General features: G+C 50.0%; 14 protein-coding genes and 1 riboswitch. Of the genes, 11 read left to right on the top strand and 3 right to left on the bottom strand.

Annotation, left to right across the window (positions count from 1 at the left end):
- Window positions 1–135 precede the first annotated feature (135 nt).
- The gene (locus tag EFBL_RS19220; protein ID WP_096184173.1) at window positions 136–507 is read right to left on the bottom strand and encodes a c-type cytochrome; all 372 of its coding nucleotides are present in this window, start codon (window positions 505–507) and stop codon (window positions 136–138) included.
- Between the two features lie 171 nt (window positions 508–678).
- On the opposite strand from EFBL_RS19220, the gene EFBL_RS19215 reads away from it, so the two are divergent.
- From EFBL_RS19215 to EFBL_RS21005, 8 genes are all read left to right on the top strand, one after another.
- On the top strand, window positions 679–1,461 hold the full coding sequence (locus tag EFBL_RS19215) for an SDR family oxidoreductase (protein ID WP_096184171.1): 783 nt from the start codon (window positions 679–681) through the stop codon (window positions 1,459–1,461).
- A gap of 90 nt (window positions 1,462–1,551) precedes the next feature.
- Window positions 1,552–2,463, top strand: coding sequence for an AAA family ATPase (locus tag EFBL_RS19210; RefSeq protein WP_096184170.1), 912 nt, complete (start codon window positions 1,552–1,554; stop codon window positions 2,461–2,463).
- Between the two features lie 74 nt (window positions 2,464–2,537).
- Complete coding sequence (locus EFBL_RS19205; protein ID WP_096184168.1) at window positions 2,538–3,527, top strand: hypothetical protein; 990 nt, start codon at window positions 2,538–2,540, stop codon at window positions 3,525–3,527.
- 68 nt (window positions 3,528–3,595) lie between these two features.
- Window positions 3,596–4,069, top strand: a complete 474-nt coding sequence (greA, locus tag EFBL_RS19200; protein ID WP_231705896.1) for a transcription elongation factor GreA — start codon at window positions 3,596–3,598, stop codon at window positions 4,067–4,069.
- A 61-nt stretch (window positions 4,070–4,130) separates the two neighbouring features.
- Window positions 4,131–4,610 (top strand): cupredoxin domain-containing protein, encoded by a 480-nt coding sequence (locus tag EFBL_RS19195; RefSeq protein ID WP_096184164.1) that lies wholly within the window; start codon window positions 4,131–4,133, stop codon window positions 4,608–4,610.
- A gap of 82 nt (window positions 4,611–4,692) precedes the next feature.
- A complete protein-coding gene (locus EFBL_RS20830) occupies window positions 4,693–4,869 on the top strand; it encodes a hypothetical protein (RefSeq protein WP_165912462.1) in 177 nt (58 codons plus the stop codon).
- 129 nt (window positions 4,870–4,998) lie between these two features.
- On the top strand, window positions 4,999–5,565 hold the full coding sequence (locus tag EFBL_RS19190; RefSeq protein WP_096184162.1) for a class I SAM-dependent methyltransferase: 567 nt from the start codon (window positions 4,999–5,001) through the stop codon (window positions 5,563–5,565).
- A gap of 89 nt (window positions 5,566–5,654) precedes the next feature.
- Window positions 5,655–6,224, top strand: coding sequence for a Gmad2 immunoglobulin-like domain-containing protein (locus tag EFBL_RS21005; protein ID WP_165912461.1), 570 nt, complete (start codon window positions 5,655–5,657; stop codon window positions 6,222–6,224).
- An 11-nt stretch (window positions 6,225–6,235) separates the two neighbouring features.
- Here the strand turns inward: EFBL_RS21005 and EFBL_RS19180 are convergent, their stop codons facing one another.
- Together EFBL_RS19180 and EFBL_RS20380 are read right to left on the bottom strand one after the other, a co-directional pair.
- Window positions 6,236–7,321 (bottom strand): ribonuclease H-like domain-containing protein, encoded by a 1,086-nt coding sequence (locus EFBL_RS19180; RefSeq protein WP_096184158.1) that lies wholly within the window; start codon window positions 7,319–7,321, stop codon window positions 6,236–6,238.
- An 86-nt stretch (window positions 7,322–7,407) separates the two neighbouring features.
- Window positions 7,408–7,602 (bottom strand): hypothetical protein, encoded by a 195-nt coding sequence (locus tag EFBL_RS20380; protein WP_131927646.1) that lies wholly within the window; start codon window positions 7,600–7,602, stop codon window positions 7,408–7,410.
- A gap of 89 nt (window positions 7,603–7,691) precedes the next feature.
- Window positions 7,692–7,771: riboswitch (ZMP/ZTP riboswitch) on the top strand.
- Between the two features lie 64 nt (window positions 7,772–7,835).
- On the opposite strand from EFBL_RS20380, the gene serA reads away from it, so the two are divergent.
- The 3 genes from serA (at window position 7,836) to EFBL_RS19160 (ending at window position 11,710) form a co-directional block, all read left to right on the top strand.
- Window positions 7,836–9,422: a phosphoglycerate dehydrogenase gene (serA, locus tag EFBL_RS19170; protein WP_096184154.1), complete on the top strand. Its 1,587-nt coding sequence runs from the start codon at window positions 7,836–7,838 to the stop codon at window positions 9,420–9,422.
- A gap of 95 nt (window positions 9,423–9,517) precedes the next feature.
- Complete coding sequence (locus tag EFBL_RS19165) at window positions 9,518–10,720, top strand: MFS transporter (protein WP_165912460.1); 1,203 nt, start codon at window positions 9,518–9,520, stop codon at window positions 10,718–10,720.
- A gap of 81 nt (window positions 10,721–10,801) precedes the next feature.
- Complete coding sequence (locus EFBL_RS19160) at window positions 10,802–11,710, top strand: DMT family transporter (protein ID WP_231705895.1); 909 nt, start codon at window positions 10,802–10,804, stop codon at window positions 11,708–11,710.
- Window positions 11,711–11,732 lie beyond the last annotated feature (22 nt).

Raw genomic sequence — 11,732 nt, 5'->3', positions numbered from 1 at the left:
GAAAATGGCTTTCAAACTAAACAAAAATGAACGATTGTAGCCACTTCACCCCTTATTCAGACTCAGAATCATGTCTCTAATTCCGAGCTACTATTAAAAAACACCCCGTACGCATGGGACAGGGTGTTAATTGTCTTATTTAAGGGACTTGAGATATTTCGCAACTTCTTCTTCTTTGCCTTTGGCAAGGTCTTTTGGCATTTGACCCTTACCGTTCTTAAGGATGTCGACAATGGCCTTCTCGTCAAGCGCTGTGCCGACAAGCTTTGGACCGAATCCGCCTTTCAGGCCTTGACCATGGCAGGTTGCGCAATTCTGGGTAACAAAATTGCCAATCTCGCTGGTGGCACCGCCTGCAGCCTGTTCTTGTTTGGTTCCTTCCGGTTTGGCCGCAGCTTCTTCGGTTTTATGTCCATTAATACCGTAAAGAATAACTCCGATACCAAAGAGGATTCCCAGGGTAGCAGGCACCGCTGCAACAGTAAGCCCTTTTAGAGTTTGTTTCATGTCTGGTTTCAACCTCCCTTTCTACTTCTCTTATCCTATCACAAATCCACACACAGGGGAACTGGCATGGAGATTGACAGGTTTTTCCCAAGAGAGGTTTGTTGTACAATATCTTTGAAAAAATTAAGTTTTGTACATTTTGTGACAACTGATTGTCGAGGAGGAGATTCCATGAGATTGGACGGAAAAGTGGCTGTTGTTACTGCTGCAAGCAAAGGCTTGGGGAAAGGAATCGCCAAAAGGTTTGCCCAGGAAGGGGCGAAATTGGTGATCGCAAGCCGCAGTGAGGAAGCTATTCAGGCGGCTGCCGAAGAGATTCGCAGTTTGACAGGAACCGATGTCACCGCGTTGACGGTTGATGTTTCGAAGCTAGAGGACATTCAGAAATTGATTGAAACAGTTCAGACAGTTCATGGCACTGTAGATATTCTGGTCAACAATGCGGGAGGTCCGCCTGCCGGCACGTTTCTCGATTTCGACGATGAAGCGTGGCAGAAGGCGTTTGATCTGAACCTGATGAGCGTGGTTCGTGTGACTCGCGGTCTTTTGCCGCTGATGATGAAGAAACAAGCGGGCAGGATCATCAATATTACGTCATCAGGCGTGAAGCAACCGGTCCCCAATCTGATTCTGTCCAATTCTATTCGCGCTGCGGTGAATGGATTGACCAAAACCTTGTCTCAAGAGTTGGCCCCATACGGAATTCTGGTTAACAATCTGGCTCCAGGGCGGATTGATACGGATCGTGTACGCGAACTGGACCGGATTACGGCGGATAAGGCAGGTATCACAATGGAACAGGCAAAAGAGAACTGGACCAAACAAATCCCGGCAGGGCGGTACGGAACCGTCGAGGAGTTTGCCAATGCGGCGCTGTTCCTGGCATCAGACGAATCCAGCTATATTACGGGACAAATCTATGTAGTGGACGGGGGCATGGTGAAGGGCTATTAAAGTACTTGCTCGATATCGAGTCTCATACCATAGATAACAGACGGCATATGCAAGAAAGACACGCCCGTTGTCGTGAGAAGAGGTGACTCGATGAGCCAGAACACGTTAACATTCACCTATAAGCCATCCGCTCAACCTGGCATTGCAATGCGGGTGACCGGGCAGTCAGCCGCCGCTCCCCAACAGGAATTGACCGTCCTGCCGGAACAGAACTACGAACAGGCCTTGAAGGAACTGGACAAACTGATCGGACTGGAACCGATCAAGTCCACCATCCATGAATTGGCGCATTACACTGCGGTGCAGCAGTATCGGAAGAAGCAGGGCTACAAAACTCCGTCCATGAGTATGCATATGGCCTTTCTGGGGAATCCTGGCACCGGGAAGACGACGGTTGCCCGTCTGCTGGCAAAACTGTTTCACCGAATCGGAATTCTCAAAGAGGAGAAATTCCGGGAGGTAAGCCGGGTCAATCTGGTGGGCAACTATGTGGGGCATACGGCGAAAGACACCATGTCTGTCCTGCAGGAGGCCAAAGGAGGAGTGTTGTTCATTGATGAAGCCTATTCACTGATCCGGGACAATCCCAACGACTTTGGGATGGAAGCGGTGGAGACGCTGCTGAAGTACATGGAGGATCACCGGAACGATATAATTGTGATATTTGCCGGATACCGGGAACCGATGATCAAGTTTCTGGCGAGCAACCCGGGGCTGGTTTCCAGGATCCCTTACCAGCTCCACTTTCCTGATTATACGGTTGAGGAGTTGCTCCTGATTGCGGGCCACATCGCACGGGAATACGATTATCATGTGTCCTCCGGATATCAGAAGGCACTGGTGAACCTTTGTTTTCGCGAAAAGCAGAAAGCCAATTTTTCCAATGCAAGGTTTGTCCGGAACTGTATCGAAAAAAGCATCCGCAAACAAAACGTGCGTCTTGCCAAAACAACTGTTTTCCGGGCGGAAGAGCTTAACCTGCTGCAGGCGGAAGACCTGTAGAAAGACTTCTGCGCCAGGACGGATTCATAAATTTCCCTTCTTCTTTTCATCATAGATAGGAAAGGAGGGTATTTATGAAACTGCGCATACCGGTCATGCTGCTGATTGCTTTGTTCAGTCTGTTTTACGTACGCTCGGTTCATGCAGAAGACAACCATTCAACAATCAAAATCAATGATATTGCAATTCAGCTGCCTTACGCTCCGCGTGATACAGGCGGAGACCACTTGATCGACGTGAATTCGCTGCAGGGAGTCCTGCCGATTAGGGTTGAAATCCGAGGGGATGAACGGATTATCCGTTACGGTGATCATCAGTTGGAGGTGCAGCCTGGACGGGTGGCCGCCATGCTGGATGGTCGGTGGTTGATTCTCAAGAGTGCCCCGATTGCTGATGGCGACGGATTGTTGCTGCCAAACCGCCAGTTGTTCGATTTGCTTACGATTCCCTACCAGGTTCAGGGAGGAAACCTGCTGGTCAAAATCCCTTCAGAGGCAATTGGCCAATTGCAGAAGGATGTTGCCAAACTGGAAGGCGAAAAAACACAAATCGGATTTATCGGTGTGCTGCAACCCAACCGTTGGATTGTGGCAATGCAGGTCTTGTCCGAGGGAAAGCCGATCGGGTACGGCAATCTTTATGAAGCGGCCAGGGAAACAAATGCAAACGGCAACCGTACATGGAAGTTGACGAAACTGCGTACTATATCGGATACCACAGGCAGGGTGTACCTCGAATGGATGCCCAATGGAAGTATCTTCGAGAACATCGTGTCCGACAAACGGCCCGAGTTTCTGGTGGTGGAAACCTGTAACTGCGCAGGCCGTTACCAATATGGCACTATGTTTACCATCACGGAAATGGGCCTGGTTCCCGTTTGGCATTCGCAAGCCACCTATGATCGTGTTCAAAAGACTGCAAAAGGATGGGTTATGATTACTCACCGCCGGGATACGATTCCCACCCGTACCAGTTCGACCATGCCATATTGGGAAATCCATGAAATATGGAATGGGCAGTCGTTTGTGATCACCAAACAGGAATACCGCGACCCTTTAAAATAACCCCCTTTCCAACCGCGCAAATTTGTTGGTACAATATGGGGGTCACAGAGATAGGGGGTACATGCGCAGTGACTGACAACAAATTCTATGTCACACAAGAAGGACTTCGCAAACTTGAAGAAGAGCTTGAATACCTCAAGACAACCAAACGGGCAGAGGTAAAAGAGCGTTTGAAAATCGCCCGTTCCTACGGGGATTTGAGTGAAAATAGCGAGTATGAAGCAGCCAAAGACGAGCAGGGAATGGTCGAGTCCCGCATCATTATGTTGGAGAACCAGCTCCGCAATGCGGTATTGATTCGGGAAGAAGACAAAGTATCGGGAGTTGTTACCATCGGTTCAACGGTAACCATTCAGGAAGTCCCGAACGGGGACAAAGAAGTGTACACCATCGTCGGACCTGCCGAATCCGACCCTCTGGAAGGGCGGATTTCCAATGAGTCACCCATTGGCAGGGGGTTGCTTGGCAAACAGAAGGGAGACACGGTCACAGTTCCGGCGCCTGGCGGAGAGATGACCTTCAAGATTCTGAAAGTAGAATGAGCTGGGCTTATCCCCCATACACTTGGTAGTGAGGACATACCGTGTGAATGGGGGTTTTTTCATGGAGAGATCACAATTGACAGGAAATAAGCTGGCACTTGTCATCATCTTGACCATTCTGGTCTTTGGGGCGGCCTGGATGCTGAATCAGATCGGAAGTCTGCCGGGAATACGTCCTGTTCATGCAGGGAGTCCCGTTGCCACAGGGAACAACACTGTAAAATACTCGATCGTCACCAACGAGATCAAATGGACCAGTCCCGACGGAAAACAAATCATTGAGGGATACAGATGGGATCCGGGAACCATAGTGGTGCGTCAAGGAGATTCGGTTGTCTTTGAGTTTTACGGTGTCAAAGGGGAGAGCCATCCGTTTGTGATCGAAGGGTACAACCTAAAAGGCAATGTAGTGAGGGGAAAAGTGGAGACCGTGTCGTTCAAGGCTGACAAACCCGGCACCTTTAAAATCTTGTGCCTGACCCACCCCGATTACAAAAGCCACGGGCCGATGGTGGCAAACCTGGTGGTCATGCCAAATTGATAAACAGGATTGAAGGCAGAATGAAGGAGTGACACATTTTTGAAAATGTGTTATACTCATTCTCGAAGGAGGATGGTCAGGTATGACACAATATATGGAATCTCGCCGTCAGGCAATGCGCTCTTTTGTGGAAACCTGTGAACGGAAGTTTGGCATGAGCAGTGAAGAGTTTGTCCGCTACTACAGAGAATTGGAAAGCCACGGAACGGAAGAAGAGTATCATTGGTGGGTGTGTCTGTCCTTCCTGGGTGCCCGATGAAAGCGTTTACCCTATAATTGTCATGCAGAACTCAAGCTTTCCGGCTTGGGTTTTCTTTATTTCGGAAGGGATCGCGGCCGGTCATATCGAATACAATAACCTGTGAACAATTCTTTTGGGGCGGTTGGCATGGACTATATCAAACGGACAAAACAGCGATTCGATGAACTGGCCAGATCTCATGCCTGGAGGCATACCGAGTTGACTCCCGGAATGGTGGTTCGCTTCACTACCATGCTCTTGGGAGAACGGGTACTGGATCTGGGAAGCGGAGCCGGCCGGGATACTTTGACTCTCAAGCATTATGGTGTGCATGCGCAAGGGTTGGATATCTCGGAAGAGATGCTTGCCATTGCACAACAAACTGTGGGCGAAGCCACTTTTCAGAAAGGGGACTTCCGGAACCTTCCATACCCTGACGACATGTTTGACGGGATCTGGGCCAATATGTCTTTGCTGCACCTGATGAAGAAAGATCTTCCCGTTGCACTGGCTCAGGTACGGCGTGTATTGAAGGACACCGGCGTTCTTTACGCGTCTTTTTTGACCGGTGGGGAAGATGGTTTCGTCGATGACCTTTACTATGCTTTCTATATGCTGGAAGAATTGCATGAGATATTCAAGCGAGCGGGCTTTGTGATCTTTGATGAAGTGGCAGGCGATGGTGCGGTTCACTTGTTTGCGAGGAAGAAATAATTTTAGGACTTGTTCCGTAAGTCGAACAAAGTAACTTTATGTGGCATTCCTGCGTCAGTTATACAAACGGACTTGAAAGGGCGAGGAATGTGAGAAAAACAATTCGTATTTTGTTTTCGTTCGTTCTTGCAGGCGCACTTCTTGGCTGCACACATAAGGAGACCTATAGCGGACAGGTGGGATCCGATCAACCTTCGCAGCAGAACCCGCAACAGCCTTCTCAATCGAAACCTCCATCGCAGGATCCACAGCAGCCTTCTCAATCTCAGTCTTTAAACAACAAAGTCGTTCAGGGATGGAAGGCTCCTGGTGGAAAGAACCTGGCGAACATGAACTTTCAAAACGATGCGTATCAGATTCTCCAAATTGCACCCCTGGCCCATGGAACGGGTTTCACGGTTGCAGGCAAGCTGCGGGCGTTTGAAGCAGTGGGAGCAGTCGTGCTGAAAGACCAATCAGGCTTGGCAGTCTTACAACCATCCGGACAGGCAGAAATTGTGATCCATGCAGATCACGGAGCCCCCAACTGGGGAAACTTTACGGTGGTTGTCAATTATCCGGTTACACTCTCGGGGGCACAAGGAACACTGGAGTTTTATGTCCACAGTGCAAAAGATGGATCGAAGATCAATATCCTGCCCGTCCCCATCTCATTGTAAATGAACCGCTGCTATATCTCTCCCTCTTGTTCCGGCTCTTGCCATTTCTTCTTTGGTTTCTTGGCCAATGTACTGCGGTAGAATTCTTCCAACTCCCCGAAAGTGTGAATAACCGGGGAGTTACTTTGTTTTTTCAACACGGTGCATGCAGTTTCGTTCATTACAATGTCACCATAAGGCCGATGAAATACGGACTGACCATACTTTTCCGTGAGCTTGTGGATTTCCTGCTCCATATCGGCTTTCTCTTCCATCATCTTCTCAATCCGTTCCATATGGATCAGATACCGATCAAGCAGTTGCACATCTTCAGGCAGGCAGGATTGTTCTTCATCGACAATCATTCCCTGGTAGATAAAGGGGGAAAGCATCAGAAGGAACAAGACGTCTTCCCGATTGTGCTGAAGAATCTCCTGTTTGATCTTAAGGTCGCCTTTTTCCAGCCACTCTGCATATTTGGCCGGCACATAACGTCCAGGCAGACGGTCAGGCCGTACAATTCCGTAAAACCTCTCGACAACTTGCAGGGAGGCGGAGGGAATAACCCCTGCCGCACGCATTTTTTCCGCGATCCTGAATAGATCGAGACTTTGTACGGCTTTAATTTGGAAAGGAATCTGGTGTTGTTTGAAACGGTCGTTCAGGAACGGGATGTCAAACCGGTCTCCGTTCCAGGTGATGATGACTTCCATATCTTTCAGGATTTCGGCAATCTTCAGGAGAACTTCCCGCTCTTGAGCAAGGGAATCCACAAAGAATTCAATGGGATCTTCCTTTGAGAGTCCTATGCAGGCACTGACCAGGTGGGTGCCAGGATCTTCCCGTAACCCCGTGGTTTCAATATCAAATGTGCAGCCGCAACGATTCTGAAGAGTCCGGGTCAAGTTGCGTTCCGGCGGGATGTCAATGTGGAAACCTTGAGCATAGGCCTCTTTTTCCAACGTCTCAATGTAATTGTCGGAAACATGCCAACACAGATTTTGGGAATCGAAATAACAATCGGGATACTTTTTGATTGCCTGCAGGACTCGCATGAACGGCTCTCCCCGTTCCGCGTATACCAATAGCCCGTTCCACCATTTGCGCACTATGTTCATTTCGGTTCACCTTCTGTTATAGGGATTCAATTGTTTTTTCCTGTTTTGTCTAGCATATTGGAATGCCAGGATGTTGGCAATGAGGTTCAATGTTCAAGATAGAGGCGAAGTTCGTCATACATGGCCAAAGCGACATCCCGTTGGATAAACCAATTGTGTTTCACATTGTTCTGCGATTCGTATTGGTAAACGCTTATTCCGCCGTATTCGTTCCGGATTCCGACAAAACCCTTCCGGGTCCGGAACCAATCATCAAAGGGCAATGTTTCAACAGTTTGCATACCGGATTTCCTTTTTTCAAATTGCCATTAAAAATTAGGATTGACAGGAAGCCGCTGTACTAATACAATTTTCTCATAAATTATAAACCAGCAGGTTGCATGACTGGCGGAAGTGGGTAACCACAAGGGAGTGCAACTGATGATATGGCCGACCGCCTGGGCCCCTTGCATTTGTAAAGGGGTTCAGACGGTCTTTTTACAGATGCGGCTGGGACAATCAGGGAGGGGAAGAGATGATTCGAGTATTGGTCAGCGATCCGATTTCGGAACAAGGGCTTGGAAAACTGCTTGAGGCAGATGATATCCAGGTCGACATCAAACCGGGTTTGCCGGAAGAAGAGCTTTGCAACATTATCGGTGAATTTGACGCCTTGCTTGTGCGCTCCCAGACCAAGGTGACTGCAAAAATGTTGGAGCACGCAACCCGTCTTCGGGTGATTGGCCGCGCCGGCGTCGGGGTAGACAATATTGATGTTCCTGCTGCCACTCAGCATGGGATTGTGGTCATCAACGCACCCGACGGCAACACCATTTCCACTGCGGAGCACACATTTGCCATGATGATGGCGATGGCACGCAAGATCCCGCAAGCTTATGCATCAATTCAACGCGGCGAGTGGGACCGCAAGACCTTTGTCGGTGTAGAACTGAACAACAAGGTTCTTGGAATCATCGGACTTGGAAGAATCGGTGCGGAAGTGGCGAAACGCGCTCAAGCATTCGGTATGACGGTTTTGGCATATGACCCGTTCCTGTCCCCGCAACGAGCTGATTCGCTGAATGTGAAACAGTGCACGGTCGATGAGATTGTACAGCAAGCTGATTTCATTACGGTTCATACACCGTTGATCAAGGAAACCAAATATTTGATTGCGGAGCGGGAGTTCGGAATGATGAAAGACGGCGTCCGAATCCTAAACTGCGCCCGCGGGGGCATTATCAAGGAAGAAGCGCTGATTCAAGCTCTGAAATCGGGTAAGGTTGCCGGTGCGGCTTTGGACGTGTTCGAAGAGGAACCGATCGCCAAGGATCACCCGCTGAAAGACTTCCCGAACGTAGTATTGACACCTCACCTGGGAGCATCGACGGAAGAAGCCCAGATCAACGTTGCCATTGACGTGGCAGAAGAGATTATCAAAGTCCTGCGGGATGAACCGTTTAAGAATGCGGTAAACCTTCCCTCCTTGCCGGCTGACAAGCTGAGACAAGTGGAGCCTTATCTGGTGCTTGGGGAGAAATTGGGCAAATTGGCGGCCCAATTGGTTGACAATCCTGTCACCAAGATCGAGATTTCTTACAGCGGCGATATCAGTCAGCTGGAAGTGGCGCCTGTCACCCGGACCATTCTGAAAGGCATTCTTTCCTATCATCACGGGGCAGAGGTCAACTTCGTGAACGCGCCGCTTGTAGCGGAGCAATCGGGAATTCAGGTGGTGGAATCAAAAACCGGCAAGCACAGTGTATTCACGAATCTGATCGGACTAGAAGTCACAACCCCCCACCAGACCCGGCGAGTTGAGGGCACAATCAACAACGGGTTTGGTCCTCGCATTGTAAGGCTTGACGGGTATGCCATCGATGCGGCTCCCGAAGGCCGCATGATTGTCACTACCCATCTGGACCAACCGGGTATGATTGGACGGATCGGCACCATTCTGGGAAATGGAAACATCAACATCGCAACGATGCAGGTAGGCCGTAAAGAAGTCGGCGGTAAAGCGGTCATGGTGCTGGGCATCGACAATGCGGCAAGCTCCGAAGTTGTCCGGGAGATTGCCGAGATCCCGAATATTCTCGAAGTATTCCATGTAGAACTGTAGAAGGTTCAAGTAACACAAAATTTTGGCGCCTGTTACCGGCGCCGTTTTTTATGTACAATAAAGGGAAATCGACGGACAGCATGGAGATGGATCGGGTGGAGACGTGGAAACGGAATCTTGCAATGATGTGCTTCGTACAATTCGGCGCAGGGATCAGTTTAAGTTTTATTTTTTCGTTTATCCCGCTTTATCTGCCGTACCTCGGGATTGAAGGAACAGATAAAGTTGCCGTCTGGTCGGGAATCCTGATGGCTGCGGCACCGCTGATGGCCGCTTTTTTGGGACCGGTCTGGGGCAATCTCGGGGACAAATACGGTCTTAAGTTAATGGTGGAGCGGGTGCTCCTCAGCAATATCGTGGTGCTGATTTCGATGGGGTTTGTCACCAACGCCTATCAATTGCTCGGGCTTCGCCTATTGCAGGGGATGCTGGGCGGGTTTGGATCCGCAACGATCGCGCTTGTTACATCCTTTACCCCGCAGGAGAAAACAGGATCGGCGTTGGGGATCTACCAAACGGCAACGATTGCCGGTACCGCAACAGGCCCGTTTATCGGGGGGATACTGGCCGATTCCTTCGGGTACCGGTTTCCCTTTTTCTTTATGAGCCTGGTTACTTTTACTTCCTTGCTGGTCATGTACTTTCAAGTGCAGGAACCGCCCCGTGGCGGTGCCGCCAAGAAGAACGAGAACTTCTTGAAGAGTCTGTCTGCGGTTGCCCATATTCCCGGCCTGATGCCGATTGCCTTTATTAATTTTCTGATCCAGTTTGGTTTGATGGTTGTGGCCCCAATTGTACCGTTGTTCGTCAAGTCGTTGGCTGTTTCGGACGCCTATGTGGCAACAGTCACCGGTACTGTCCTTGCACTGGCAGGGGGTGCTGCGGCCATCAGCTCAACTGTTTCCGGCAGGCTGGGGGATCGCTTGGGGTACCGGACCGTGTTGATTGCTTTGACGATTGGCACGGCCATCATGTTTGGGCTTACGGCGCTTACTTATACTCTTATTGCTTTTGCCGCTACACGCATAGCGGCAGGACTGTTTATCGGCGGATTGATGCCGACAAGCAACGCCCTGATTTCCCGGTTTGTAACGCAGGACAAGCGGGGAATGGCATTTGGGGTGACCACCAGCATGACGCTGTTTGGAACGGTGGCGGGCCCTTTGGCCGGTGGATGGCTGTCAGGGTGGATCGGACTGCGATCCACATTTTTTGTTACCATGGCCATGTTCCTGGCAGCAGCCCTGTGGGTGTGGACACACAATCCGCAAACTCAAGAGGGAGAGACGGAGAGTTGAATTTGTCTATCGAAAAAGTACCTGCCGTTACAACCGACAATGTCCTTGAATTGTTCCGGCTATGAGGAGGAGAGTAAGAAGTTGCGATTGCTGTTTTATGGTTTGTTGATATGTACAAGCATTCTCTGGGCCGGAAACTTTGTGGCGGGGAAATTCCTGGTTGGTCATGCGTCACCGCTTACGCTTACCACTATGCGCTGGGCGGTTGCCATTCTGGTTTTGCTGCCGATTGTCCGGATCTTCGACGGGAAACTGCTTCCCCAGAAGAAGGCGTTATTGCCTTTATTTTTGATGGGGTTGACAGGTGTTGTGTTTTTCAACATTTTTATGTTCCTGGCTCTTGAGCGCACCTCTGCCGACAATGTGGGTCTGCTGTCTGCACTCAACCCGGTGGCCATTGCAATCGCTTCCTTTTTGCTGCTGAAGGAAACGATGTCTTCCCGCCAAATGACAGGCATGCTGGTTTCATTGGCAGGGGTTTTGCTTGTGATTTCACATGGCAACCTCCAAAGGCTGTTGGAGTTCCGTTTTAATACGGGGGATTTGTTTATGCTGGCGGCTGTCGGGACCTGGGGTCTTTATGCGGTTGCAGGGCGAAAGGCCATGGCCTGCGTATCACCCTATATGTCCACGTTGTGGGCGGGAATTTTCGGGGTCTTGACCCTGCTCCCCTTTAACCTGCCGAATTTGGAAGTCCGGAATCCTGATTTGGCTTTCTGGATTGCCACAGGCTATGTCAGTGTGGGAGCAACCGTTCTGGCCATGGTGTTCTGGAATATCGGAGTGCAGCGGGTCGGCGGAACCAAAGCGGGGATGTTTCTCAATTTCAACCCGATTTTTACGGCAATCCTGGCCTATGTGTTTCTTGGAGAACTTATGACGTGGATTCAAGTTGCGGGTACAGTGCTTGTAATTGGCGGGGTTTATTTGTTTACCACCAGAAGCAAACGACAAGTGCCGGTTGCCAAAGGGCAAAGTGAAGCCGCTTAAATCTCAGTTTCAGACCCAGGAA

The sequence above is a fragment of the Effusibacillus lacus genome (genome assembly GCF_002335525.1).
GTDB classification, from domain to species: Bacteria; Bacillota; Bacilli; order Tumebacillales; family Effusibacillaceae; genus Effusibacillus; species Effusibacillus lacus.
Note: the sequence above shows the minus strand (reverse complement) of the source record. Positions and strands in the feature narration are given on the sequence as shown.

Coding starts and splice junctions, on each gene's coding strand:
- EFBL_RS19220 (WP_096184173.1), bottom strand. CDS start 507: ATGAAACAAACTCTAAAAGGGCTTACTGTTGCAGCGGTGCCTGCTACC.
- EFBL_RS19215 (WP_096184171.1), top strand. CDS start 679: ATGAGATTGGACGGAAAAGTGGCTGTTGTTACTGCTGCAAGCAAAGGC.
- EFBL_RS19210 (WP_096184170.1), top strand. CDS start 1,552: ATGAGCCAGAACACGTTAACATTCACCTATAAGCCATCCGCTCAACCT.
- EFBL_RS19205 (WP_096184168.1), top strand. CDS start 2,538: ATGAAACTGCGCATACCGGTCATGCTGCTGATTGCTTTGTTCAGTCTG.
- EFBL_RS19195 (WP_096184164.1), top strand. CDS start 4,131: ATGGAGAGATCACAATTGACAGGAAATAAGCTGGCACTTGTCATCATC.
- EFBL_RS20830 (WP_165912462.1), top strand. CDS start 4,693: ATGACACAATATATGGAATCTCGCCGTCAGGCAATGCGCTCTTTTGTG.
- EFBL_RS19190 (WP_096184162.1), top strand. CDS start 4,999: ATGGACTATATCAAACGGACAAAACAGCGATTCGATGAACTGGCCAGA.
- EFBL_RS19180 (WP_096184158.1), bottom strand. CDS start 7,321: ATGAACATAGTGCGCAAATGGTGGAACGGGCTATTGGTATACGCGGAA.
- EFBL_RS20380 (WP_131927646.1), bottom strand. CDS start 7,602: ATGCAAACTGTTGAAACATTGCCCTTTGATGATTGGTTCCGGACCCGG.
- serA (WP_096184154.1), top strand. CDS start 7,836: ATGATTCGAGTATTGGTCAGCGATCCGATTTCGGAACAAGGGCTTGGA.